General features: G+C 62.8%; 19 protein-coding genes. 10 read left to right on the top strand and 9 right to left on the bottom strand.

What is annotated here, in order from left to right:
* Window positions 1-44 precede the first annotated feature (44 nt).
* From gltB to VF436_RS19320, 3 genes are all read right to left on the bottom strand, one after another.
* Window positions 45-4,484 carry a glutamate synthase large subunit gene (gene gltB / locus VF436_RS19330; RefSeq protein WP_330905680.1) on the bottom strand — a complete coding sequence of 1,480 codons (4,440 nt, stop codon included), beginning with the start codon at window positions 4,482-4,484 and terminating at the stop codon, window positions 45-47.
* A 348-nt stretch (window positions 4,485-4,832) separates the two neighbouring features.
* Entirely contained in the window at window positions 4,833-7,619 is a 2,787-nt protein-coding gene (locus VF436_RS19325; RefSeq protein ID WP_330905679.1) for a TonB-dependent receptor plug domain-containing protein, read from the bottom strand.
* Between the two features lie 505 nt (window positions 7,620-8,124).
* A complete protein-coding gene (locus VF436_RS19320) occupies window positions 8,125-10,251 on the bottom strand; it encodes a TonB-dependent receptor (protein WP_330905678.1) in 2,127 nt (708 codons plus the stop codon).
* 102 nt (window positions 10,252-10,353) lie between these two features.
* Between VF436_RS19320 and VF436_RS19315 the strand changes: the two genes are divergently transcribed.
* Both VF436_RS19315 and VF436_RS19310 read left to right on the top strand, forming a co-directional pair.
* Complete coding sequence (locus VF436_RS19315) at window positions 10,354-11,544, top strand: murein hydrolase activator EnvC family protein (protein ID WP_330905677.1); 1,191 nt, start codon at window positions 10,354-10,356, stop codon at window positions 11,542-11,544.
* Window positions 11,545-11,647: 103 nt separating this feature from the next.
* Window positions 11,648-12,985 (top strand): S41 family peptidase, encoded by a 1,338-nt coding sequence (locus VF436_RS19310; RefSeq protein WP_330905676.1) that lies wholly within the window; start codon window positions 11,648-11,650, stop codon window positions 12,983-12,985.
* A gap of 35 nt (window positions 12,986-13,020) precedes the next feature.
* On the opposite strand, the gene VF436_RS19305 is transcribed toward VF436_RS19310, so the two are convergent.
* The 4 genes from VF436_RS19305 to VF436_RS19290 are packed head-to-tail and all read right to left on the bottom strand — an operon-like array spanning window position 13,021 to window position 16,863.
* Window positions 13,021-14,037 carry an HlyD family secretion protein gene (locus VF436_RS19305; protein WP_330905675.1) on the bottom strand — a complete coding sequence of 339 codons (1,017 nt, stop codon included), beginning with the start codon at window positions 14,035-14,037 and terminating at the stop codon, window positions 13,021-13,023.
* A gap of 12 nt (window positions 14,038-14,049) precedes the next feature.
* Window positions 14,050-14,250, bottom strand: coding sequence for a DUF1656 domain-containing protein (locus tag VF436_RS19300; RefSeq protein ID WP_330905674.1), 201 nt, complete (start codon window positions 14,248-14,250; stop codon window positions 14,050-14,052).
* Window positions 14,240-16,363: an FUSC family protein gene (locus VF436_RS19295; RefSeq protein WP_330905673.1), complete on the bottom strand. Its 2,124-nt coding sequence runs from the start codon at window positions 16,361-16,363 to the stop codon at window positions 14,240-14,242. Before VF436_RS19295 ends, VF436_RS19300 begins: the two co-directional genes overlap by 11 nt.
* Window positions 16,364-16,368: 5 nt before the next feature.
* Window positions 16,369-16,863, bottom strand: a complete 495-nt coding sequence (locus tag VF436_RS19290; RefSeq protein ID WP_330905672.1) for a MarR family winged helix-turn-helix transcriptional regulator — start codon at window positions 16,861-16,863, stop codon at window positions 16,369-16,371.
* Between the two features lie 221 nt (window positions 16,864-17,084).
* On the opposite strand from VF436_RS19290, the gene VF436_RS19285 reads away from it, so the two are divergent.
* Entirely contained in the window at window positions 17,085-17,462 is a 378-nt protein-coding gene (locus VF436_RS19285) for an HU family DNA-binding protein (protein ID WP_330905691.1), read from the top strand.
* Window positions 17,463-17,725: 263 nt separating this feature from the next.
* Here the strand turns inward: VF436_RS19285 and VF436_RS19280 are convergent, their stop codons facing one another.
* Window positions 17,726-18,136: a DUF4156 domain-containing protein gene (locus VF436_RS19280; protein ID WP_330905671.1), complete on the bottom strand. Its 411-nt coding sequence runs from the start codon at window positions 18,134-18,136 to the stop codon at window positions 17,726-17,728.
* A gap of 116 nt (window positions 18,137-18,252) precedes the next feature.
* Window positions 18,253-21,069 (bottom strand): M16 family metallopeptidase, encoded by a 2,817-nt coding sequence (locus tag VF436_RS19275; RefSeq protein ID WP_414649883.1) that lies wholly within the window; start codon window positions 21,067-21,069, stop codon window positions 18,253-18,255.
* A gap of 333 nt (window positions 21,070-21,402) precedes the next feature.
* On the opposite strand from VF436_RS19275, the gene VF436_RS19270 reads away from it, so the two are divergent.
* The 7 genes from VF436_RS19270 (at window position 21,403) to VF436_RS19240 (ending at window position 26,371) form a co-directional block, all read left to right on the top strand.
* Window positions 21,403-21,600: a hypothetical protein gene (locus tag VF436_RS19270; protein ID WP_330905669.1), complete on the top strand. Its 198-nt coding sequence runs from the start codon at window positions 21,403-21,405 to the stop codon at window positions 21,598-21,600.
* 47 nt (window positions 21,601-21,647) lie between these two features.
* On the top strand, window positions 21,648-22,112 hold the full coding sequence (gene trmL, locus VF436_RS19265; protein ID WP_330905668.1) for a tRNA (uridine(34)/cytosine(34)/5-carboxymethylaminomethyluridine(34)-2'-O)-methyltransferase TrmL: 465 nt from the start codon (window positions 21,648-21,650) through the stop codon (window positions 22,110-22,112).
* 53 nt (window positions 22,113-22,165) lie between these two features.
* On the top strand, window positions 22,166-22,816 hold the full coding sequence (locus tag VF436_RS19260) for a ubiquinone biosynthesis accessory factor UbiJ (RefSeq protein WP_330905667.1): 651 nt from the start codon (window positions 22,166-22,168) through the stop codon (window positions 22,814-22,816).
* Complete coding sequence (gene ubiB / locus VF436_RS19255; protein WP_330905666.1) at window positions 22,813-24,468, top strand: ubiquinone biosynthesis regulatory protein kinase UbiB; 1,656 nt, start codon at window positions 22,813-22,815, stop codon at window positions 24,466-24,468. Before VF436_RS19260 ends, ubiB begins: the two co-directional genes overlap by 4 nt.
* A 166-nt stretch (window positions 24,469-24,634) precedes the next feature.
* Window positions 24,635-25,339, top strand: a complete 705-nt coding sequence (locus VF436_RS19250; RefSeq protein WP_330905665.1) for a pseudouridine synthase — start codon at window positions 24,635-24,637, stop codon at window positions 25,337-25,339.
* Between the two features lie 10 nt (window positions 25,340-25,349).
* Window positions 25,350-25,772, top strand: coding sequence for an alternative ribosome rescue aminoacyl-tRNA hydrolase ArfB (gene arfB / locus VF436_RS19245; RefSeq protein WP_330905664.1), 423 nt, complete (start codon window positions 25,350-25,352; stop codon window positions 25,770-25,772).
* Complete coding sequence (locus VF436_RS19240) at window positions 25,769-26,371, top strand: 1-acyl-sn-glycerol-3-phosphate acyltransferase (RefSeq protein WP_330905663.1); 603 nt, start codon at window positions 25,769-25,771, stop codon at window positions 26,369-26,371. Before arfB ends, VF436_RS19240 begins: the two co-directional genes overlap by 4 nt.
* Window positions 26,372-26,389: the final 18 nt, after the last annotated feature.

The raw sequence follows: 26,389 nt of genomic DNA, 5'->3' as shown, positions 1-26,389 counted from the left end.
GGCTCTCCTTCTCTCCTCGATCTTCTTCACTGTTTTGCGCTTCATCATGCCGCGCTCCTCAATTCCTCGGCGAGCGCTGCCAGGCTGGCGGCCTTGGGTTTGACCAGCCAGAACTTGTATTGCAGGCCGCGGAAGTCGCGCAGGATCTGCCGACCCCATTCGCTGCCAGTGTATTCCACGTGGCGTGTCACCAAGCTACGCAGATGCTGCATGTAGTGCTCCATGCCTTCGGGCGAAATGCGCAGGATGTCGACCAGCTCGTGGTTGTAGCAATCGACGAAGTCGCGCTCAAGGTCCAACACATACGCGAAGCCGCCCGTCATGCCTGCCCCGAAGTTGAGGCCCACCTTGCCAAGCACGGCGACCACGCCGCCGGTCATGTATTCGCAGCAATGATCGCCAGCACCTTCCACCACGGCCAGCGCACCGGAGTTGCGCACAGCGAAGCGCTCGCCCGCGCGACCGGCTGCAAACAGCTCGCCATCGGTGGCACCGTACAGGCAAGTGTTGCCGATGATCGCCGCATCCTGGCTGGCGAACGGCGAATCGAGTGGCGGACGGACCACGATGCGACCACCGGCCATGCCCTTGCCCACACCGTCATTGGCTTCACCAGTCAGGTCGATATGCAGGCCACCAGCGTTCCACGCACCCAGGCTCTGACCCGCCGCACCTTGCAGCTTGAGCACGATCGGTGCCTCATCCATGCCATGGTCACCGTGCGCGCGCGCAATATCACCAGACAAGCGCGCACCAATGGCGCGATCAGTGTTGACGATATCGTAGGCAAACTCCCCGCCGGCCTTGCCAGCGATGGCGGCCTGCGTATCACGGCCGATGCGCGTGGCCAGCGCGGCCCCATCACGCATCGGGTTGCGCTCCAATGTGCAGGCGAAATCGACGCTCTCGCCCAGCGTGGCGCCATCGAGCAGTGGCGACAGATCGAGCTTGTGCTGTACAGGCGTGGCACCATCGACTTGTTCGAGCAGATCGGCGCGCCCGATGATCTCATCCAGGCTGCGCACGCCCAGGCGTGCAAGGTGCGCACGCACGTCGTCGGCAATGAAGCGGAAATAGTTCATGACCATTTCCGGAAGACCGATGAAATGTTCCTTGCGCAGGATCGCGTGCTGCGTGGCCACGCCAGTCGCGCAATTGTTCAAGTGGCAAATGCGCAGGTATTTGCAACCCAGCGCCACCATCGGGCCGGTACCAAAACCGAAGCTCTCCGCACCAAGCATGGCAGCCTTGATCACGTCGAGACCGGTCTTGAGGCCACCGTCGGTTTGCAGGCGCACACGACCGCGCAGGTCGTTGCGACGCAGCGTCTGCTGCGTTTCGGCCAGGCCCAGCTCCCACGGCGTACCGGCATACTTGATCGATGTCAGCGGACTGGCGCCGGTACCGCCATCATGGCCACTGACGGTGATCAGGTCGGCACCGGCCTTGACCACACCGGCCGCTACGGTGCCGACCCCGGCATGGCTGACCAGCTTGACCGAGACGAGCGCCTGCGGATTGACCTCCTTGAGGTCGTGGATCAGCTCGGCCAAGTCTTCGATGGAGTAGATGTCATGGTGCGGCGGCGGCGAAATCAGGCCGATGCCCGGCTTGGCATAGCGCAGGCGCGCAATGGTCGCATCCACCTTGTGACCGGGTAGCTGGCCGCCCTCGCCCGGCTTGGCGCCCTGAGCGATCTTGATCTGCAGCACCTCGGCATTGACCAGATAGGCCGGCGTCACCCCGAAGCGACCGGAGGCCACCTGCTTGATGCGGGACATCTTCTCGGTGCCGTAGCGCGCAGGATCTTCACCGCCTTCGCCCGAATTGCTGCGTGCACCGAGGCGATTCATCGCGATGGCCAGCGCCTCATGCGCTTCCGGCGACAGCGCGCCCAGCGACATACCGGCGGAGTCGAAACGACGCAGGATGGATTCGACCGGCTCGACCTGATCCAGCGGCAGTTCGGAGGTCGGCTTGGGCCGCAAGAGATCGCGCAATGCCGATGGCGGGCGATGGTCGACGAAATTGGCGTACGCGCGGTAATCGGCGGCATTGCCCGTGCGAACGGCTTTTTGCAGGCTGGCGATCACGTCCGGGTTGTACATGTGGTATTCGCCACCATGCACGTACTTGTACAAGCCACCCGCGCGTAGCGGCAGCGCCTCGTTCCAGGCCTCGGCCGCCAACAGGCGCTGGTCGTGTTCCAGTTCGGCGAAGCCCGCGCCGCCGATGCGCGAAGGCGTGCCCGGGAAGCATAGGTCCACGACCTCGCGCGACAGGCCGACGATCTCGAATAGTTGCGCACCGCGATAGCCGGCCACGGTGGAGATACCCATCTTGGACAGGATCTTCATCAGGCCCTTGCGCACACCGCGACGATAGCTGCGGCCAATCTCCATGCGATCGTCGGCCAGGTGGCCTTCGCGCCCCAGCTCGAACAGGCTCTGATACGCCAGCCACGGATAGATCGCCGTCGCGCCAAAGCCGATCAGGCAGGCGAATTGATGCGGATCACGCGGGGTGGCCGTCTCCACCAGGATGTTGCACTGGCAACGCAGGCCTTCGTCGATCAGATACGCATGCACAGCACCCACGGCCAGTAGCGAGTGGATCGGCAGGCGGCCACGCTCGGGATAGCGATCGCTCAGGAATACCAGCGCACACCCGTTGCGCACGGCCTCAGCCACCTCGGCACACAGTGAGCGCAGCGCCGCTTCGAGGCCGACCTCCGGGGCATACATCAGGTCGAATCGCGGGGTGCCAGCGAATTGCGGCATGGCCAGCAACTGACGCAACTTACGCTGCGAAAGCACTGGCGAGTTGATCAGGATCTGCCGCGCATTTTCCGGTCGCAGCTCGAACACGTTTCCTTCCGCGCCAATCTGCGTCACCAGCGACATCACCAGCTTCTCGCGCAGCGGATCGATCGGCGGGTTGGTCACCTGGGCAAAGGCCTGGCGGAAACGATCGAACAGCGGTCGCACCTGGCGCGACATCGCCGCGACCGGAGTGTCGTCGCCCATGGAGCCGGTGGCTTCCATTTCCAGCTCGACCATCGCCTTGAGCACGCTCTCGCGTTCCTCGCGCGACAAACCGTAGAGCTTCTGGTAGCAACGCAGTTGTTCGGCAGGCAGGGGTTCGGCAGCCAGCGATGGATCGATCAGGTCCGATTCGAGATAGCTCACCCCCGCGCGCAACCAGTCACGGAACGGCGCGCGATTGCGGTTGATCTCATCGATATCGGCATCGCGCAACAGGCGCTTGTTGGCGAAATCCACTGCGATCATTTCGCCGGGCGCCAAGCGTCCCTTGGCCACGACGTTGGCGGACGGCACATCCCAGAGACCGGCTTCGGAGGCAACGATCAGGTGATTGTCATCAGACAGCGCCCAACGTGCCGGACGCAGGCCGTTGCGGTCGAGCGTGCATGCAGCGTAGCGACCATCGCACATCACCAGACCAGCCGGGCCATCCCAGGGCTCGCTGTGCAGCGCATAGTATTCGTAGAAGCCGGCCAGATCCTCGTCGATGCCCTCGCGAGCGGCGAACGCGGGGGGCACCAGGGTGCGCATGGCACTGAGCATGTCCATGCCACCGGCAAGCAGCACTTCCAGTGCGTTATCCAGGCTTTCCGAATCGGAGCCTGCCTGGCGTACCAGCGGACCGATGTCGGACAAATCCACCAACGGCGAACGCAACACCGCTTCACGTGCCTGCATCCAGCGCCGGTTCGCGCGAATGGTATTGATCTCGCCATTGTGCGCCAGCATGCGGAATGGCTGCGCCAGACGCCATTGCGGCGTGGTGTTGGTCGAGAAGCGCTGGTGGAACACCACCGCGTCGGATGCCAGCGCCGAATGGGCCAGATCGGCGAAGACATCGCGCAGGCGACCCGGGGCAGCCATCGCCTTGTAGCCGATGACCTGGGCGGACAAGGTCACCACATAGAAATGAGAATCGCCCCGCAGGGCATGCTCGGCGCGCCGACGGGCGCGAAACAGGGCTCGCTCGAACGCCGCATCGTCGCTGCCAGGCGCTGGGTGCACGAAAACCTGCCGAACGCGAGGACGCGCCGATGACGCCAACGGCCCGCAGGCCGCGGGATCGACCGCGACGTCACGCCATCCGGCCACGCGCAGCCCTTCCTCGACCAGATGGGCTTCCAGCACGTCCGTCGCCGCATCACCGCCTGCCGGGTCAAGAAAGACCAGGCCGGCCGCGAACCGCTCTTCCAGCACAAGGCCCGCCTCGGCCGCCAGTGCCGCCAGCCAAGCCTGCGGCCGGTGGATCAGCACGCCGCAGCCGTCACCACTGACACCGTCGGCGTTGACGCCACCACGATGGGAAAGTTTGGCGAGCGCGGCAAAGGCGGTATCGACGAGTTTGTTGCTGGCCCGGCCGTCGATCTGGGCGACCAACCCAAAACCACAGCTATCGTGTTCGAAAGCCGCGTCGTACAGCGTGTTGCCTGGCTCTGCCATCTAAGCCTCCCCGGCTGATGCGTCTGCTGGGCGCAAAAGGCCTCGGTGCCAAAGCACCGAAGCCCATGCGAGTTGAGCTCCGACTACACCACACTTGCTGCGTCGCGTCAAAGGCAGGGCGTTTGGGCTTCTGGACGTCTATTTGGCGCAGTCGTGAATGCAAGACACAACATAGTCCCGGCGCTCAAACACGGAACAGGCGCTTTTTCGGCGAAAGCAATACCCATACGCCAGGAGAGAGAACACTGTCGAAATGCCGGTCCAACAAAAAGGGCGCGCCGGAGACCGGTGCGCCCTTTTTGGTTTCACTTGTTACCAATGCCGGAGGCCTCCAGCACGGGAAACGACTTACAGCTTGACCTTCACACCTACGTTGTAGAACCGGCCAATGACGCCAGCCAAATCGTAGGTCGGGTTGTAGTTGTTCGCGGCATAGTTGGCACCATCGATCGGGGCCTTGCGGTCGAACAGGTTCTGCACCGAACCGGTAATCGAAATGTGGTCGTTGATGGCGTAGCTTCCGGTCAGGTCGAAGTAGGTGAACGAACCGACGCGACCATTCAGCGGAAGGACGCTAAGCGGGTCGAAACCGCTCTGATCCTGCGCGTAGTTGGCCAAGCCGCTGACGTAGTACATGGTCAGCGTACCGGTCAGCTTGTCCCAGATCACCGTATTGGCAAAAGAACCGCGCGTACGTGGCGTACCTGCGCCCGAGGACAGGGCGTACGGGCCATGCGTGCCGACGAACTGCTGGCGCGTACCATCGGGAAGCGTCAGAGCCCAGTTGAAGATCTGGGTGCCGCTGAGCTCGCTGATGTAGTGCCAGTTGTTGTTGAAGTCGAAATGCGCCTGGATGTCGAGGTCGACACCAGTCGTCTTGAGCGAGTTGGCGTTGATGTACTCGCCGATCACTTCAGCCGGTCGCGGCAGCAGGCCCGGGTTTGCCGGATCGGGCTTATCGCCGATAACCGTGACGCCCGGAATCGTCTGCCCCTGGTAGTAAGCATCCAGCGCCGAGCCCACGTCGGGCGAGGTGATGACGTTCTTCTTCTCGATGTTGTAGTAATCGATCGAAGCATTTAGCCAGCTGGTCGGCTGCAACACCACACCGAGCGTGAAGTTGGTGGCCTTTTCCGGCTTGATGTTCGGGTTTGCGTTGGTCTGCAAGGCCAGCGAGTAGGGGTTGGTGGCGTAGAGGCTGCCGCCATACGCCGCTGCTACCGACTTGGGCAGTTGGTAGGTGGTGAAGCCCTGGCTTGAGCTCGAGCCGTTCTCGGCGAACGACGGAGCACGCAGGCCCTTTGAGTAGGTGCCACGCAGCGCGAACCAGTCCACCGGCTTCCACTTCATGCCGATCTTCGGCGTAAAGCCGTTACCGATATCGGTGTAGTGGTCGTAGCGACCGGATACGTCCAGTTCGAGGGACTGGAACAGCGGTGCGTCGAATTCGACGTAGGCGCCCGTCACATTGCGCGTGCCTTCGGTCTGCGCGTTACCCAGGCCGAGGAACTCGAAGTTCGGGTTGAGGGTCGGATCGTCCTGGGCCTCGTGGCGTGCCTGCAGGCCAGCGGCGAAGCCGATCGGACCGCCGTCGAGCTGGCCTAAGGTACGGTTGACCGAGATGTCCAACGAATCGAGATCGGAGGTCGAGGTCTTCGAATAACCCGGGGCGATCGACTTGCGTACCGCGTCGGTGTTGGCCGAAGGATTGAGGAAGTTGTAGCTACCGGTGTTGATCGCATTCAACAAGCCCTGGTAGTTGATCAAGCCGAACTGGTCGGTGTTGAGCCAGGTGTGGTTGATCACCGTGGTGACGTCATAACCCCACTCGCCCAGCGAGCCGTTTACGTTGCCGACGAGGCGAACGTTATGGTTGTCGTAGTTGTTACCGACCGGGATATCGCCGAAGGCGTAATTCAGCAACGCGTACTGGCCAGCGGCGGCGAACGGATTGTTCGGGTTCAACTGGCCATTGGCGAGCGTCGGCGGCAGCACGATATTGTTGGTGTTGATCGGCGTGCTGGCTTCCACCTGCGACGGTTGGTTGCCCGGCGCGTTCGTCTTGGTCTCGAAGTAGCTGGCCGAAATATAGGCGCGCGTGGTGTCGTCGAGCTTGACGGTAAAGCGGCCGTAGATGCCGCCCTGCTCCATCGCATAGGTGGCCTGGCCATACTGGTTGGCTTGGTCCTGCAGGCAATAATTACCCACGGCCGGATCGCTGGCGGCGACGGTGTTGCTGGCGCAGGCACGCAACGGCTGCGACAGCGCACCCGGAATCTGCTGGCCCGAAGTCAAGTCGCCCGGCGTACCGAGCGTCGCTGGGGTCACCGAGCCAACGGTGGAGCCCTGGAAATTCGCCGGATTGCCGATACGGTTATCCGGACCGCCGCTGCGGCTGGTGTCGGAGGTGTTGAACGGATAGCCTCGATCACGCAGGTAGATCGGGTTGTCTTTCTGGTACTGGATCGACACATAAGCGTTGTGGCCATCCTTCTCCAGGTCACCACCACCGAACAGCAGCGTCGCCTTGCGGGTCAGGCCGCCACCATGCTGCGACGTGCCCACATCAAACGTGCCCTCGGCGCCCTTGTAGCTCGACTTGAGGATCACGTTGACCACGCCGGCGATCGCATCGGCGCCGTATAGCGACGAGGCGCCGTCTTTCAGCACTTCGATGCGCTCGACCGCGGCGAGCGGAATGGTGTTGAGGTCCACGAAGCTGCGCTGGCCGTCATCGGACACGGCGTAGCTGGCATTGCGATGACCGTCGATCAGCACCAGGGTGGAGTTCACCGTCAGGCCGCGCAACGCGACGCCCGACGAACCAGCAGCAAAGCCGGCAGCGAAGGCGTTCGGAATCGAACCGCTGTTGTCGGCGGAGATCGAACGCACCACATCGGACAGCGTGGTCAGGCCGCTGCGCTCGATCTGCTGGGCAGTGAGCACGGTCACCGGAGAGGGCGTTTCCACGTCGATGCGCGGAACGGCCGAGCCGGTCACAGTGATGGTCTGCAGCTGTTTGGCATTCTGCTGGTCGCTGTCACCCGAGCTCTGGGCGGACTGGGCGAATGCTGTGCTGGCCACCGGGGCCAAAAGCAGGCCGGCCAGCGCCAAGGCAAGCTTGTTGCGCTTCATGGAAATATCCTCTCGTTATTTGTAGAGCGATCTGCTCGCCCTTGTGGGGCCCGCCGGGTTTCTTAATGGGGATTAAGAACAGCTAAACGCCGGTCAAGTGCGCCTGAGTCTTCCACTTTAATGCTCAGCTCACAAGTCCATGACCTGGTCGCTAAGTTGTTGATCAACGCAATAAAATTCGAATTCACAAAATCTTCGCGTGGCATTTTCCGCAGCTTCACACCACGAAATAATGCGGTTTGCACCAACACGACACAGACTTGCATTGCACTGTCGAAATAATCATGTGTTAACAGTCGATTGGATCGGTGCAACCCATGCACCGTTCCCTGCATGAGCGAATGACGCGACAGGTATTGCCGAAATATTTTTCGAGCATGAATTTGCTGTTGCACTGCCAAACAACTGAACAGATCGTTAGCGAAGCATGCTCAAGCAAGGGAACTGATGCTTCCATCGCAACATGGATGTGCCTCCGGCTTAACCCGATGGCAACATCAACCGCTCAGAACACGAGTTGTGCGCCCAGCATGAAGCCGCGACTTGGGCCTGGTTCATAGAACCTGCCGTTGCTTTCATTGACGATGACCGACCCGACGTAACGATGATCGAGCAGGTTGTCCACGCGCGCGCTCAGATGCAGACGTGCGGTCTGACCAAGTGGCATGCCATAACCCGCATCCGCAGCCAGCAAGGCGTAGCCTGGCGCCCTGCCGCTATTGATGTCGTCGACAGTGACCGCGCCCACACCGGTCGCCTCGACGCCATAGCGCCAGCCGAGATCACCTCCGCGCTCGATGCGCAACGAACCGTAGTTTTCTGGCACACCAGGAATACGCGCGCCGGCACGCACGGGTGTGTCGGGTACGGTGCAGCCGCTACTGACGCAGGTCATGAACGGACTACCGAACGTGGCTTGTACATGCGTGAAGCCCAGCCTCATGCGCCAGCCAGCGCCCAGGTCGCCATGCAACGACAGTTCCTCGCCCTGGCGGCGACTTCGCCCGATGTTCTGGTAGCTCGAACGTCCACCTACATTGCGCACGACCGCAAGCTCATCATGCGAATCGGCGCGAAATATCGCCGCCTCCAGCCCCAGTCGCTGGGTCGCTTGCCATTTCATGCCCAGTTCGCGGTTGCGACTGCGCGACGGACGCAGGCCGAACGCCAGGCCGGCGCCACCATCGGCGCGGTAGCCCAGTTCGTTGAACGTGGGCGTCTCGAAGCCACGGCCGTAACTGGCATACACGCGCAGGCTGTCGTCTGGGCGATATTCGAGTCCGGCGACAGGAGTCGTCGCGGTGTAGCGCGCGCCACCGCTATCATCGGGATTGGTCGCGGTGACATAGGCATCGCGTGATATGAAATGCACCACGCTGTGCCGTACGCCAAGCAATGCCGACCACCGCTCGGCGAAGTGCCAATAAAGCTGCGCGTACTGATCGAAGTTCCAGACGTTATCGTCCTCGTCGCGCCGCAAGGCACCCGTGACACCCAACGTGTTACCCACGAAATCATTGAAACCCTGGCGATGCTGGTCCTGCGCGTCGTAGTTCATGCCCACCACCAGTTCCAGCGGACGACCGGCCAGTTCGCCGTGATGCGTCCAGCGTGTATCGACACCCCCGTAATGCCCGGCCAGGTCCACCACACCACCGGCACTGAGCGGATTGACCTGTGCCGATGGCGGTATCGAGAGCACCTGCTGCACGTCGCGGCTGCCGTAATAGCCCATGAGTCGCAACTGGTCGTTGGCACCGAGCGGCTGCTCATAGATCAGCCCACCCTGCATCTGGTGCACGCTCTTGCGCGTGTCGTATTGGAAGGCCGAGGCGGTCGCCTGGCGCGGGTCGGCCTGGAACTGGGCCCTGGTCAGGCCAAGCGGGTCTTCGGCACTGGGCAACGATACGGTATTGAGCACCAGCGTGAGCTTGCGCCCCTGTCCCAGGTCGAAGCCCAGCTTGGCGTTACCCGATTCGCGCTCGGCCTTGCTGTGATCCCGGTAGCCTTCGGTCTGGAAATGCGACACGGCGATGTTGTAGTTCATGGCGCCATCGACGCCGCGCGTGGACGCACCGGCCCGATAAGTGCCGTTGCTGCCGCCGAACAAGCCCAGGCGCGTCTGCGCAGGGACGGTACCGTCAGCACTCCATAGCTGCACCACACCGCCGGATGAATTGCCATACAGCGCGGAAAACGGCCCCCGCAGCACGTCGACGCGATCGGCCGCGTCCAGGCTGAAATGTGAGACCTGGCCTTGCCCGTCCGGCATGGTGCCGGGAATGCCATCCGAGTACACCCGCACACCACGCACGCCAAACGTGGAGCGCGAGCCGAACCCGCGTATGGATATCTGCTCGTCCTGCGCATAGTTCTGGCGATCACGCGCCAGCACACCCGGCACGCCGACCAGGGTCTCGGAGAGGTTCACCCCCGGCTTGCCGGCCTGGCCGGGCGCCACGTCCACTTGACTGATCGAGGCAGGCACATCGAAGGCCGGCACCCCCACGCGCACCGCATTGACCTGCACGGCAGGCAGAGCAATCGACGACGGCACTGGCGGCGCGTCGTCGGCGCGGCTCGCTGCCGAAGCGGCGGCGAGGGCGGCAAAGCAGGCCAGGCGCAAACCCATGGATCGAACCTTCCCTCGGCAATCGTACAAAAATTGCGGCGATGCTACGCCGCCGGGCGTGAACGTCTCGCGGCGACGACACGGCTCGGAGATAATCCCCGCATGCGACCAATCCGTTCGATCCTCCGTCTCCTCGCACCGTTCGGCATCGCCGCGGCCCTCGCCTGCATGGCTCCCGCGGCGCTGGCCGTGCAAGACAAAAGCCGCAACGAACAGGCAGACGCACAGAAAAAGCTGGCCGACGTTCGCGCAAAGATGGAGGCGCTGGCCAAGGACCAGGCCAACACGGCCGCCAAGCGCGACAGTGCCAACGCCGAACTGGCCAAGCGTGCCACGGCGGTCGCCGCCGCCGCCAAGGCGGTGCGCGAGACCGACAATGCCCTGGCCGACAAGCAGAAGCAGCTCGACCAGTTACAGCAGCAACGCGCGGACCTGAAAAAGAATCTCGACGGCCAGAAGGCCGCCATTGCCGATCTGCTGCGTGCCACCTATACCCTTGGCCGCGGTTCGGACATGCGCCTGCTACTGGGTGATCAGGACATCGCGCGCATCGCCCAGGCCTTGGCCTATTCGCAGTATTTCCAGCAGGATCGCGTGCAACGCGTCCAGACGCTGGTCGGCGACCTGGCGAAGCTGCAAGATCTTGAAACCTCGATCCAGGCCGAGCAGCAGGCGCTCAAGGATACCCGCGCCCAGCGCGAGGACCAGGCCAGGCAATTGCAGCAGCAGCGCGCCGAACAGCAGAAGCTGGTCGCGCAGACCGATGCCCAGTACAAGGACCAGTCGCAGAAGCTGGCGGCACTGAAGCAGAACGAGCAGTCGCTCAACGACCTGGTGGCCAAATTGCAGAAGGCCATCGACGATGCCCAGCGCGAGGCCGAGCGCGCCGCGCGGGCCAACCCCGCAGCACCCACGCCATCGGGCAAGGGAACGGCCAACATCCGCGGCAACCTGCCCTGGCCAGCCAGCGGAGTCGTCAACACCTATGGCAATGGTGTGCTGATCAAGGCGGCCGGAGGCAGCGACGTCAAGGCCGTGGCGCGCGGCCGTGTCATATACGCGGCCTTTCTACGCGGATACGGCATGCTCATCATCCTCAACCATGGCGGTGGGCTGATGAGCATGTATGGCAACAACGAATCGCTACTGCGTGGCGTGGGCGACCAGGTCGAAGCCGGGCAACCGGTCGGCACGGCCAGTACGCCCACAGGCGTCAATACCGGCGTGTATTTCGAACTGCGCCAGAACAACAAGCCCGTCGATCCTCGCGCCTGGCTCGGTCGCCGGCGCTGATAGACTCGTCCCGGAAGCGGTGAATTTCGACGTCCCGGCGCGGTCTTACCGGTTCCGACCGATGGCCGCCGCGCCTCGCCCCCTTGGCAATCTGGAGTTTTCCATGCGGTTCCCTTCCCAAAGCCTGCTCGCCCTGTTGCTCGTGGCACCTGTGTTGCACGCACAGACCGCGCCAGGTAACGATCATGACGGTCCCGCCCCGGCGGCCAGCGTTGCGACGGCGAGCAGCGCCCCCGATCGCATCAGCGTGGAGGATGTACGTAACTTCAGCCGCGTCTACGAAGTGGTGCGGCAGGCCTATGTCGAGAAGGTAGACAACAAGACCCTGATGAAAGCCGCCATCAGCGGCATGCTCACCGGACTGGACCCGCACAGCGAGTACCTGGACAAGGACGGCCTGGCCGAATTGAACGAAGACACGACCGGCCAGTATTCCGGCCTGGGCATCGAAGTGTTGCAGGTCGATGGCACGCTGCGCATCATCGCACCCATCGACGACACGCCGGCCGCGCGTGCCGGCATCAAGCCGGGCGACACCATCGTCAAGATCGATGGCAAGGTCGTCGACTCGGAAAACATCGACGACATGTTCAAGAAACTGCGCGGCGACCCGGGCAGCAAGGTAGTGTTGAGCATCCTGCACGAAAAATCGGACAAGCCAATCGACTTTCCGCTGGTGCGCGAGAAGATCTCGGTTACCAGCGTCAAGGTGCGCGAACTGGAACCGGGCTACGCCTATGTGCGCATCAGCCAGTTTCAGGACGACACGGCCAGCGACCTGGAAAAGAAGCTCGGTGAGCTGATCAAGAAAAATGGTCCGCAGAAAGGTGCCGTGCTCGACCTGCGTTCCAATCCGGGTGGCCTGCTTACCGCCGCAGTCGGCGTCAGCGATGATTTCCTCGACTCGGGCACCATCGTCACCACGCGTGGACGCCTGCAAGATTCCAACCTCAAGTTCAGCGCTCATCCGGGCGACCTGTTGAACGGCGCACCGATGGTGGTGCTGGTCGACAATGGCACGGCGTCGGCCGCGGAAATCACATCCGGTGCGCTCAAGGACAACCATCGCGCGCTGATCATCGGCCGCCGCACATTCGGCAAGGGCGTGGTACAGACTGTGCTACCACTGGATGCCGACCATGCGGTCAAGATCACCACGGCCCGCTATTACACGCCCAACGGCACCTCGATCCAGGCCGAAGGCATCAAGCCAGACATCGCGCTGGCCGATCTGACCGTCAACAAAGCCGATAGCGCAGCCACCTTGATCGGCTCGGAAGCCGACCTGCGCAACCATCTGGCCAACGAGAACGCCAACGCCAGCAAGGATATCGACAACGATGGCAGCGCGGAGAACGCCAAGCTCGCCACCGAGGACTATGCGTTGTCGCAAGCTTTGAACGTGTTGAAGGGCTTGTCGCTACGCGGCGGAAAGATCTGACGGTCGCCGTTCGCACAAGGCAGGGGTCGCGCGCATCAGGGCACCGGCTTGCGCACCGCCAGGCCCGGCTGCACTTCGATGGTCGCGGTCATGCCAGCTGCGAGCAACGTGCCTTCGGGCATGGTATCGGTATCGATGGCGATACGTACCGGCACGCGCTGCGCCAGACGCACCCAGTTGAAGGTCGGATTGACGTTGGCCAGCAGGTCGCTGCCAGTGGGATTGTCCGCATCGGTGATACCCCGGGCGACCCCGGTGATCTTGCCATCCAGGTGCGTGCCGCCGCTCATCAGGCGGATCTTCACCGGATCGCCAATGCGCAGGTGCGGCAGCTTGGTTTCTTCGAAATAGCCGTAAATGTAATAACTATGGCTGTCGATCAACGCAAGACGCGGCATGCCTGTAGCGGCGTAGTCACCCACTCGCACATCCAGGTTAGTGACGTAGCCATCAACCGGCGCACGCACTTCAGTGCGCTGCAAGTTGAGCGTGGCCAGGTCCAGCGCCACCTGCGCCTGCTCCACCGCGGCTTGGGCCTGCGCCTTGGCGGCACTTGCCTGTGTACCACCGGCTTGCGCCTGGTGCCAACTGGCCAATGCGGAATTGGCCGTGGAAACCGCATCGTTGCGATCTTCCCTGGCGATCAAGTCGCCCATCTTCTGTCGACGATCGGATTGCTCCTGGCGCATCTCGAATTCGGCCTTGCGTGCCGCGGCGGCCGCCAGCGCCGAACTGATGTTCGCACCCGCCGCCCGCGCACTCGCCTCGGCGGCATTGAGATTGGCCTGCGCCTGCGCCACGGCATTGCGATAGCGATCCTGGTCGATCAACATCAGCAGGTCGCCTTTTCGCACGAACTGGTTGTCCACGACCGGCAATTGCCGCACCAGGCCGGAGACATCCGGGGCGATCTGCACCACCTCGGCGCGTACGCGACCATCGCGTGTCCACGGCGAATACATATAGTGCCGCCACAACGCATGGCCAAGGACAGCGGCGACCACCACCACGGTAGCGGTCATCAGGAAACGAAGGACCGTCTGGGTCTTCATGACACCCTCTATTCAAGGAAACAACAGCAGGCCCGCTGCGCCGAACAGGCACACGAACAGGGCCACGCGAAACAACGGCGGATGCCAGACATAGCGGTACAGGCCGAACCGGCCTACCGCCTCATCGAGCACCCAAAGCAGGAAAAGGCAACCAATGAACACCGGCAACAAGCCGGGAATCAACGTGCCACCGATGGCGATTTCACGAGGCATGAGGTGGCTCCTGGACCATATAGGCGGCCATCGCGGTTTCTTCGTCATGCAAGGCACCACGCAACACCTGTAGCTGGGCCAGTACGGCACGACCATGCGGCTGCGAGCCGAACGACGACTGCATGCCAGCATCGATAGCCGACTCGACGGCACCGGCCGCACGCTCCCAGGCAGCGGCGTTCGGTGTCATGTAAAGCGTGGCGACTGCACTGACCGTATCGTCCACGACGATACGCATGCGTGGCGGCCATTCACCATCAGCCAGCAGGCGACGGAGTTCGATCAGTGCACGTCCACATTCGTGCACTGAGAGTGCCCAGGCAAGCAACCGGCGTGACTCGTCCGAACCGGGTCGGGTGTACGTGGTGATCTGCTGAAACAGGTCGCGGTTGATGCTCTCGAAGCGAAACAGCAGTCCTTCCAGTGGCGCCGTCGCGGCCATGACCACTTGTCGACGAAGGCGCTGCAATTGGCGCCGACGCTGCCACACACTGCCTGTCACCGCCGGCACGAACACGAAGGCCACGCCAGTCAGACCCAGGCCAGCCAGCTGCGATATCGCGTCGTTCATGAAGTGCACCGGGTCATACGTCATCGGGTTCTTCAATGCCAGGATATACACAAAACCCAGCGCGTAGCCCACGCCCGTACCGGGCAGCGTGGCGCGTGTCATCAAGTAGGGACCGGGCAGCAAGAGCGCTGCGCTGGCGGCAATCAGCATGAGAAAGCCATCGCTGCCCGGAAGCAGCCAGAAGGTCACGACGAACGCGGCCAGCATGCCCAGCGCGTAGCCGATCCAGGTGTACAGTGTCGCCGCCAGCGGCCGTGCAGACGTAGCATAAAGTCCGCTGAAAACCGTAGCCAGCAACATCGCGCCGGCGCCGAAAGACCAGCCGCTGAGCAGCCACAATACGCTCAGACTGGCCATGGTCAGGAAGGTTCGCAAAACTGCCACCGCAGCTCCGGCATAGTCATTGCCGCGATGGAAACCTGCGCGCTCGACGTTGCCGCGCACACCATGGCCTCTCAACGTGGCATATAGCGCGCAGAATGCGTGCAGTTCGTCGGCGAAACGCCGCAGCAATTGCTGTCCAGTATCGAATTCGAGCAAGGCACCGGCATCCTCGAAGCGTGTTCGCAGCTGCGCAGCCAGCGCTGGCAACCGCGCGATGCAGGCATTCAGCCGCGCGGCGAGCACGTCGGCCCGATGCTGGTCACGCGCCGCCGGCGACAACGCCTCACCGACTGGTGCGTACAAGGTCATCAGCGCCTCGGCTACCGGCCCGCGTGCGTGCCGCAGCAGGCGATTGATCAGGTGATGCAATGACTGGAAGCTGGTCGCGGCAGCCATGTAATGCTGGTTGAGCAATTGCATGCGACGACTGCGTGCCCGGGCTTCAGGGTCTTCGAAGATCACGCTGGCACGCATGTCTTCGAGTTCCACCGCGGCGCGCACGAAGTGCAGGTGGGCTTTTTCCATATCTTCACGGGCGATCGTGCCAACCAGACTGCCGCGGGCGAAATCCAGGAAATGCGCAAAGTGCTCGGCTACGCGCTGGCGCAGCACATGACGCAGGCTGCGTGGCCAGATCACATCAGAGACCACGCCGGCAACCAGAATGCCAAGCATGACCTCACTGACCCGCATTACCGCCGAATCGAACACCGTCAGAGGCGCGTTGATCGCCGGTAGCACCACGATCGCGGCGGTGTAGCCGGCCAGTACAAATCCGTAGGACATGAAGTTGCGGTACAGCATCGCGCCACCGGCACACAAGCCGACCCAGAGCGAAAGGGTGAACAGGAACAGTTCGCGCTGCTGCGGGAACATACCCATCAGCACCAGGCCGAAGACGCTGCCAGCCAGGGTGCCCAGTGCGCGATAGAAGCTCTTGGCCAGCACCATGCCGCTATGCGGATGCATCACCAGCACCACGGTGATCATGGACGTGGCAGGTGCTTCCAGTTGCAACCCCATGGCGGCCCATGCGGCCAGGTACATCGCCGCCAGCACCTTGAAGACGAAGACCCAGGCGCCGCGCTCCTCGACCAGGAACGCGGCCAGCCATGGCCAGCGCCGATTCCACCACGATTCCTGAGAGAGGACATTCATGACGTTCAGTCGCCCTCGAACTGGTCGAGAAACTTCTTGAGCAGGCGTTCGAGCTGCACCATGTCGCGTGCCTGCATGCCAACCGTCTGGCGTTCGAGCAGCGCGCAGATATCGGGCAGGAAGCTCTCGATCATGGTCAGCCCCTCTGCGGTCAGGGTCAGTGTGATCTTGCGCCTGTCCTCATCACTGGCGGTTCGCTCGATCAGCCCTTTGTCGCACAGCTCGTTGGTCAAGCGCGTGATGTTGGCCGACTTCTCGCCGGCTGCATCGGCCAACTGGCTAGGGTTCAACGTATACCCTTCCGTGCCATACATCATCATCAGAATGTTGTATTCCGGATGGTTGATGCCCCACGGACGCAAGACGGCGTTGGCGTCATCATGAATGCGCTTGTGCAGATGCTTGATCAGTCGCACCACGACCGCAGGCTCGCGCGGGAACGCAGGATGACGGCGGCAAGTGATGGCAAGACGCTGTTCTGTAGCTAGAAAACTGCTCATCGGATAGCTTCTTCGCGCTGTGTTGGATGGTTGATATTGTTACATTTGTGAATAATCAATATGTGAACAATACACCTCATGCGGTGCATGCACAAGGGCTCCAACCAAAAAACCGCTTAACGTCACGCAAAAAAGGGGTTTCTCAATGCGCTGACTTCGCCTACATTGCGCATGCCAACCGGCAAAAACTGGTAACAACACAAACCACCACGGGGATATCCATGGCGACGAAGAAAGCAACCAAGAAAGCGGCCCCGAAGGCTGCGGCCAAGTCGGCCGCTCCCAAGCCGATCAAAGAAACCCTCAGCAAGTCGGGCCTGGTCGCCCACATCGCGGAAAGCACTGGCGTGGTCGCCAAGGACGTCCGTGCAGTCCTGGGCGCACTGGAAGGTGCCGCTCACGCTTCCATCAACAAGAAGGGCGCTGGCGCTTTCACCCTGCCTGGCCTGCTGAAGATCACCGCTGTCAGCGTTGCAGCCAAGCCCAAGCGTAAGGGCATCAACCCGTTCACCAAGGAAGAACAGTGGTTCGCCGCCAAGCCGGCCACCGTGAAGGTGAAGATCCGTCCGCTGAAGAAGCTCAAGGACGCTGCGCTCTAAGAGTTACCTCCAGCGCGCTCTTCCAGCGCGAGGGATGACAGACGGCGACCCTCGGGTCGCCGTCTGTGTTTACAACTACGAGCGAGTGACGACGAGCAAGTCGTGAGAGGGCAGGTTCGAACGACTGAGGCACACCGTGGCGCTGCGTGGCCCTATCGCGAACTTGCAGGCCTCAGGTTCCTGCAACGATGCGCCCTCACTACTCGCCACTACACCCTCACCGCTAACGACTCACTTCTCGCTTTTCCTTTCCCCGGAAATGGTTATTTCACCGGAAACGTCTGCGCCCCGCCCTGCTGCTGTGGCTGCGACTGCGGCGCTGGCTGGCTCATGCCGCGACCACGATCGTCACCCAGCGGGCGGGCGCCGCATGCATAGGCTCCCCAGGGCTGCGAGCCATCGGACGGCTCGGCAAGCGGCTTGATCGTGTCGGCGTGCATGGTCGCCGCCTCGTTGCGTGCCAGCACTTCCAGTTCGTCGCGCACCTTGATGTCGTTGCGATCAATCGGACCGACGTGATCCTGCACCGATACCGTCACCTTGCCCAGGTCGCGGCACTGCGACACGTCACCATGCCAGGCGGTGCGGACGTTCTTGCCTGCATCGTTCAGCGTGATGCCCCAGGTGCAGGCGCTCAGCGCGAAGGGAACGAGCAACAACAGGGTCTTGCGCATGGATAGCTCCGCGATATCTGCCATGAAAAGAAAAGGGCCGGACAGCATGCCTGCCCGGCCCACATCGTAGCGTGAGATGGCCCGCTCAGCCCACGTATGGCTGAACGGGCCTCTTTTTACTTGCCGGCAACCGGCTTGCCATCGGCGTCGATGACCTGCACCTGGCCAAGCTTGAGGTCACGTATGGGCTGCTCGATCTTCTTCAGGTCGCCCACGATCACCCAGGTGATGGCCTGCGGCTTGATCACTTCCTTGATCGCCGCCTCCGCGGCCGGCTGGTGCACGGCATCGATCTGCTGCTTGAGCGTCTGGATGTAGTTGTCGGGACGGTCATACTGCACGATGTCCTCGACCGCACCCAGCACGGCACTGGTGGTCTCGAAGCTGCCCGGCAGGCCACGGATGTCGGACGCCTTGATCTTGTCCACTTCCTGCTCGGTCAGCGGCTTGGCACCGATGACCGCAAGGGCTTCCTTCTGTACTTCGGCCGCGGATTCGGCGGTCTTGTCAGTCTGCACCGGTGCATACATCAGGAACGGGCGCTGGCCAACGGCATCCTGCATGAAGCTGAAAGCACCGTAGGCCCAACGCTTGTCCTCACGCAGGTTCATGTTCAACCGCGACGTGAAGCTACCGCCGAATGCGCCATTGGCCGTTTCGATGGCACGATTGTTCGGCGCCTTGGTCGACGGAGCCAGCAGGCCGGCCAGGATCAGCGACTGCGGCGCATCCGGGCGATCAATGAGGAACACGCGCGGCTTGGGCTGCGCGGCCACATGGGCGATGGTCTTGGTCGGCTTGGCCGTGGCTGGCGCCTTCCAGTCACCGAATGCGGCATCGAGTTCGGGAATGATCTTGTCCAGCGTAGTGTCGCCGGCAACGATGATCTTGACGTTGTCCGGACGCAGCCACTGGTCATGGAAGGCTTGCAGATCCGCCGACTGGATGGCCTGAATCGACGCCTCATTACCTGATCCGGTGAACGGCACGCCGTAAGGATGATTGGCGCCATACAACAGCGGTGGCAGGGTACGCAGGGCCAGGCCCGTGGGCTGGGTTTTCTCCTGTGCGATGCGCGCCAGCCACTGACCGCGAATGCGCTCGACATCCTCGCTCTTGAATGCGGGATTGCGCACGATGTCCGCGAACAGTGACAACGAGGGCGTCAACTGATCGTTCAGCGCATTGAGCGTGGCCGAGCATGCATCGAGCGAACAGCCCACACCGGTCAGCGCCCCCAGGCGCTGCTTGCGCTTGGAGATCTCGACCGAATCGAGGCTCTTCGTACTCTCGGCCATCAGCGCCGTGGTAAACGATGCCGTGCCCAGCTTGTGACCGTGATCGGTCGCGTAGCCGGCGTCGAACAACAGCTCGACCTGGGTCACCGGAATCGTGTGGCGCTCGGCCAGCACCACTTCGATGCCGTTCTTGAGCTTGCCGCGCTCAAGCTTGGGGAAGGTCAGATCCGGGAACTGCCCGACCTGCGGCACGCCCTTGCTGCGATCAACCTGCGACTGGGCCACGGTGTATGCCTGCTTGGGCGGCAGCTTGGCATCTGGACGCCCCGATGCCGGCCCCAACGCCACGACCTTGGCGTCTTCGGCATCCGGATTGAAATCCTGGCCAGCTGGCAACACGGTCAGATCGTAGTCGCCCTTAGTCAACCACTTGTCCGCCGCAGCCTTGACGCTGGCGATGGTGGCATCGTTCACGCGCTGAAAGTCTTTCTTGTAGGCGCCCGGATCGCCACGGTAGACCTGCCCTTCGGCAAGGATGACCGCCTTGCCGCCGAAACCGCCGACCTTCTCCAGGCCGCGCACGAAGCCAGCGCGATTGGCGACCTTGGCACGATCAAGTTCGTCCTGAGTCGGGCCCTGTGCAATGAACTGCTTGACCACCTCGTCGATGGCTGCCTCGACCTTGGCCGGATCGACACCTGCCTTGACGTCGGCGTGGATCTGGAACTGGCTGGCCAGGGCGAAGGCGGACACGTCCGCGGAGATGTTGTCGACCAGCTTGTCCTGATAGACCAGGCGCTGGTAAAGGCGTGACGTCTTGCCGCCACCGAGCGCTGCCGCGGCCAGATCGAGCTGGATGGCATCGTCACTACCCAGCTGCGGAACCACCCAGGTGCGATAGATGCGCGGCTGTGCGACGTGATCGTGCTGCACGCCATGCGTGCGCTTTTCCAGCGGCGTGATCCAGGCTTGCTGGCGCGGTACCGGCGGACCGGCAGGAATGTCGCCGAAGAACTTCTCGGCCTTTTCCTTGGCCTGCGCCACGGTGATGTCGCCAGCGAGCACGAGGGTGGTATTGGCCGCGCCGTAGTAATCGTGGAACCACTGCTTCACGTCACCCAGGGATGCAGCATTGAGGTCATCCATCGAACCGACCGTTTCGTGCTGGTAGGGATGGTTGGCCGGATAGGTGTTGGACAGGATGTTCTGGCTCACGCGGCCATAGGGCCGGTTCTCGCCCTGGCGCTTCTCGTTTTGCACCACGCCACGCTGCGTATCGAGCTCCTTCTGGCCGATGGCGCCCAGCAGGTGACCCATGCGATCGGATTCCATCCATAGCGCCATGTCCAACGCGGTGGTCGGCACGGTCTCGAAATAGTTGGTGCGATCGAACCAGGTGGTGCCATTCTGGTCGGTGGCACCGGCCAGTTCGAATGGCTGGAAGTAGGTGCCTTTGTGGTTCTCCGAGCCTGAGAACATCAGGTGCTCGAACAGATGCGCAAAGCCCGTCTTACCCTTGGGTTCGTCGCCCGAACCGACGTGATACCACACGCTTACCGCCACCACGGGCGCCTTGTGGTCTTCGTGCACGACCACCGTCAAGCCGTTGGGCAGGGTGAAGCGGGTGTAGGCGATATCGGGAATCGCCTGCTCGGCGGACGATGCGGCTGCAGCGTGGGCGGGACTCGGCGACATGCCGACACCCAGTGCCATCATCACCCCCGCTGCAAGCAGGGCCAAGGGTCTTGCCATGACGAACCTCCTATTCAAAAAAAAGCGATCCCACCGAGGCTAGATCGTGTGCATGGCAATGCGCAAATGACCAAAGGCAGGGTTGTCCGGACAGCCATGGAGTGTCCGCCCCGCTGTCCGGACCCGCTGGCGCGGTGTCCGCGGACATCGGAGCGGCGAGCCGCACCAAATAAAAAACGACTCAAAATCAACGCGATGCATGCGAATCACGGCTTGGCACGACGCTTGCGATGTCTTCCGTGCAAGACCTCTACTCCCCGCAAGGAAACGTCCGCCATGAAATTCGAAGCCTTGATGATGCGCAGCTTGTTGATTGCTGGCCTGTTGGTGTGTGCCCTGGTGATGGGTGCCATGGTCAGTGCGTCTCCGGATACCGTGCGCCTGGCCGCCAACGATGGCGGCAAGCTGCTGGCCCCGACCGTATGCGCGATGCACGACGGCGTGGTCTGCCCGCGCGCCGACAATAATGGCTGAGGAAACACGGCCACCGCTTCGACCGCAAGATCGCCGATAATGGGGCCATGCTGCATGTCATCCTTTTCCGTCCCGAGATTCCTCCCAATACCGGCAATGTGATCCGGCTGTGCGCCAATACCGGCGCCGCGCTGCACCTGATCCGGCCGCTGGGCTTCGAACTGGATGATGCCCGCCTCAAGCGCGCTGGCCTGGACTATCACGAATACGCCAGCCTGGCCGTCCACGATGACCTGAACAGCTGTCTGAAGGCTATTGGCTCGCCGCGGGTATTCGCCTTCTCCACGCGCAGCCAGATTGCTCACGTCGATGTGCAGTACGCCGACGGCGACGCCTTCCTGTTCGGTTGCGAAACGGCAGGCCTGCCCGAGGACGTGTTCGCCGCCATCGCGCCCGAACACCGGCTGCGCCTGCCGATGCTGCCGCACAGTCGCAGCCTGAACCTGTCCAACAGCGTGGCGGTGGCCGTCTACGAAGCGTGGCGCCAGCTCGGCTTTCCCGGGGCAGCCTGAGGCCGGCTGTCGCGCCTCGTCGCCATCACGCTCCCCGCCGCTACAATGGTGGGATGACCCAGACCTCTTCCCGTCCCTTGCTACCGCGTCCTTTGCGCGTACTTGCCGGTCGCGCGCTGGAGACAGCGCTCAACCACACGCTTTCGCTTGATCCGGACAGCCTGCAACGTGTGCAAGCGCTGGAAGGGCGCAGCGTGCAGGTACACCTTCGCGGCCCCGAACTGCATATGGCCGTGACAGTGCAGAACGGACGACTGACGGTGGGCCCAGGCCGCGAAGACAGCCACCTTCGCGTGGCGGCCACGCCGGCCAGCCTGCTGGCCATGGCCCTGCGTCGCCACGATGATGGCGTGGCACCGGGCAAGGTGGAGATCGCCGGTGACGCCGATCTCGCGCGCCGTCTGGAAAAACTTGCCAGTCAGTTCGCTCCGGATTTCGAAGAAGCGTTCGCACGCACATTCGGCGACGTGTTTGGCGTTCCGCTGGCCAGGGCGATACGCAAGGGCCTGGCCCATGCGCGCACCTCGGCCAGGCATGCCACAGAAGACACCGCAGACTGGCTGCGCGATGAAATTCGCGTGGCCGCCGCACCTGGCGAAACCGAGGGCTTCCTCGACGAGGTGGACTTGCTGCGCGAACGTAGCGAGCGACTGGAAGCGCGGCTGGCGCGGCTGGAACAGAAACTCAAGGGAACGCGCGCGTGACCTCATTCAAAGTCGTACCGGGGCTGCTGCGGGTTGCCTCCATCCTGCTGGCCTATCGGCTGGACGAACTGGTCGACGCCGCGCATCTGTTTCGTCCGCTGAAATGGGTTCGCCCGCTGGTCACGCGCCGTCGCGCCAACATCGACAAGCTCGCGCGCGGCGAGCGTCTGCGCCTGGCCATGACCGAGCTCGGGCCGATCTTCGTCAAGGCCGGTCAGGTCCTCTCCACGCGCCGCGATCTGGTGCCCGGCGATATCGCCGACGAACTGGCCTTGCTGCAGGATCAGGTGCCGCCATTTCCCGGTAGTCAGGCGCGTGCGATCGTGGAGCGCGAATTGCGCGCGCCCGTCACCGAGCGCTACAGCAGTTTCGACGAGACCGCGCTGGCATCGGCATCGATCGCCCAGGTACACGCCGCGACCCTGCTCGATGGCCGCGCAGTGGTGGTCAAGGTGCTGCGTCCGGGCATCGACAAGAAGATCGCGCGCGACATCGGTCTACTACGCTCGCTCGGCGAACTGGCGCAGCGCTGGCATCCGAACGCCGACAAGATCCGTCCACTGGACGTGGTCGCCGAAGTGGAGAAGATGCTCGAAAATGAGTTGGATCTTCAGCGCGAGGGCGCCAGCGCCAGCCTGCTGCGACGCAATTTCCAGGACGGCCGCGACCTGTATGTCCCCGAGGTGCACTGGGACCTGACCACGGCCGGCGTGCTCACGCTCGAACGCGTCTATGGGGTCAGTGCCGATGATGTGGCCGCCATCGAGGCCGCGGGCATCGATCGCAAGGCGCTGGCAGCCAAGGGCGTGCGCGTGTTCTACGAACAGGTGTTCCGCGACAATTTCTTCCACGCGGATGCGCACCCAGGCAACATCTGGGTCGATCCGCAACGGGTGGAGGAGCCACGCTTCATCGCGCTGGATTTCGGCATCATGGGCTCGCTGCCCGAAGCGGATCAGTACTGGCTTGCGCAGAACTTCATTGCGCTGTTCGAACGCGATTACGCGCGCATTGCCAAACTGCACGTGGATGCTGGCTGGATGCCCTCGACGGTGCGCCTGGATGAACTGGAAGCGGCGGTGCGCACGGTATGCGAGCCATATTTCACCCGGCCGCTGTCGCAGATATCGCTGGCCGAACTGGTGGTCAAGCTGTTCCAGACCGCTCGTCGCTTCGAGCTCACGCTGCAGCCACAGTTGATCCTGTTGCAGAAGACCTTGCTGAACATCGAGGGCGTCGGCCGTACGCTCGACCCGGATATCGACATCTGGGCCGTGGCACACCCGGTACTCAAGCGTATCCTGCGCAAGCGCTACAGTCCCGTGCGCACCCTGCGCGACATGCGCAAACGCCTGCCGGAATGGCTCCATGCCGCGCCGCAATTCCCGGAGTTGATCCGTGATGCATTGCGCCAGGTGGCCCGCGGTGAGATGCAACAGAAGACCGACCCGTTGCTGCTGATACAGCAGCAACGCGCTGCACACCAGCAACATCGCACGCTGATCTGCGGCCTGCTCGGCGGCAGCCTGCTGCTGGTCGCGGCCATGCTCGCCCTGGCCGTCGGCGCCTTTGGGATCTGGCCGGCGATCATGACGGCGGTAGCAGGTGTAGCGGCGTTCATCACCGGATGGCCCTCTAAAGCCAAGCAGTGAGTGGAGAGCGAGGAGTGAGGAGTTAGAGAGCGCGTAAGAGCCGTGGCGAGTCGTGAGAGACGAGCCCGCCCACTCGCTCCTCTCCATTCACACCTCGCTCTTACTCACTGCCAACTCCTCTCCACTCACTCCTCGCTCTTACTCACTCCTCGCTCTTAACTCCACCATGCTCTCCCTTCTCTACCAGGACGACTTCATCATCGCCGTCAACAAGCCGGCGGGCATGGCCGTGCATCGTTCAAAGATGGTGGGCAACGCCGACGAGTTCCTGGTCGATGTATTGCGTGAGCAGGTCGGGGGCACCGTGTACCTGGCCCATCGCCTGGATCGCGCCACCAGTGGCGTGCTGCTGATTGCGCGCAGCAGCGAGGTGGCAGCCGCGATCGGCGAGCAGTTCATGGGACGCGACGTGCACAAGCAGTATCTGACCGTCGTGCGCGGATGGCCGGAGCCAGGGGAGGGGCTCATCGATTATCCGCTGCCCGGTTCGCGCCAAACCGGCCCACGGCGGGACGCACGCACGAGCTACCGGCGGCTGGACACCACCGAGCAGCCGATCGCGCTGGGGCGCTATGAGCAGCAGCGTTATGCGCTGGTGCTGGCAGAGCCTGAAACCGGGCGTTTTCGGCAGATCCGCAAACACCTGGCACACATCCATCATCCGGTCATTGGCGACTGCCAGCACGGTCGTAGTGACCATAATCGCTTGTACAAGCAATATTTCCATTGCCATCGCATGCTGCTGCACGCCTTGCGTCTGCAACTTCGCCATCCGGTAAGTGACGAGCCATTATGCATCGAGGCGCCACTGGACCCGGCCTTCGCCAGTGTCCTTGAGCGTTTTGGATGGTCCGTTCCGCAGTTGGGCTAAACTGCTGGCCATGCTTACCATCAGCCGCTCCATTACGCTGCCCGAGTCCGAGCTGGTCGAGCGCTTCCTGCGCGCGGACGGACCCGGCGGTCAGCACGTCAATCGCACCGAAAGCGCGGTGGAGCTGCGCTTTGACGTACAGTCGTCTCCGTCGTTGCCCGACGAGATACGCCAGCGCCTGCTTGCGCGAAGCGACCGTCGCATGACCGGCGAAGGCATTCTGGTGATCCAGGCGCGACGCTTTCGCGACCAGGGCCGCAACCGCGACGATGCACGCGAGCGGCTGGCCGAGGTGATTCGTGGTGTGCTGGTTGCGCCCAAGAAACGCGTCGCCACCAAGCCCAGTCGCGCCGCCAAGGAGCGGCGGCTGGCAGGCAAGCAAATGCGTGGCAAGATCAAACAGACGCGCTCGCGCGACTGGAGCAAAGAATGAAGGACCTCAACCTACCCGTGCTGCCGCCCGCGGCGCCCCCGATCAACAGCCGCTTCTGGCCCAAGGTGATGCGTCTGGTCATGCGCCTGCGCGGTTGGCGCCTGCTGGGCGAGTTGCCGAACGAGCCGAAGATGGTGGTCATCGGCGCCCCGCATTCGTCCTACTGGGATGGCTTCTGGGGCGTGGTCATGAAGACCGCCGTAGGGGTGAACATCGGCATCATGATCAAGCGCGAAGTGCTGGAGGGTCCGCTGGGGATCATCCTGCGCCCGATTGGCGCGATCCCGATCAATCGCGGCGAGGCGACTGACGTCGTCGGACAGATGGTCGAGCGCTTCGCTCACTGCGAAAAGATGTGGCTGGGCATCACGCCCGAGGGCACGCGCAAGCGTGTGAAGCGCTGGAAGAGCGGCTTTCTGCGTATCGCCCATACGGCCAATGTGCCGATCCTGCCCTTGTTCATCGACTACCCGAGCAAGACGTTCACGCTAGGCAAGATGTTTCGCACCACGGACAACCCGGATGCCGACATGGCAGCGATCCTGAAGCTGTTCGCGCCGTATCAGGGCAAGTATCGGAATGCGGCATTGGCAGATTGATCGCGCCACGATGTAAGG

Source organism: Dyella sp. (assembly GCF_036384435.1).
Taxonomy (GTDB): domain Bacteria; phylum Pseudomonadota; class Gammaproteobacteria; order Xanthomonadales; family Rhodanobacteraceae; genus GSA-30.
The sequence above is the reverse complement of the archived record's forward strand: the minus strand, read 5'-3'. Positions and strand labels throughout refer to the sequence as shown.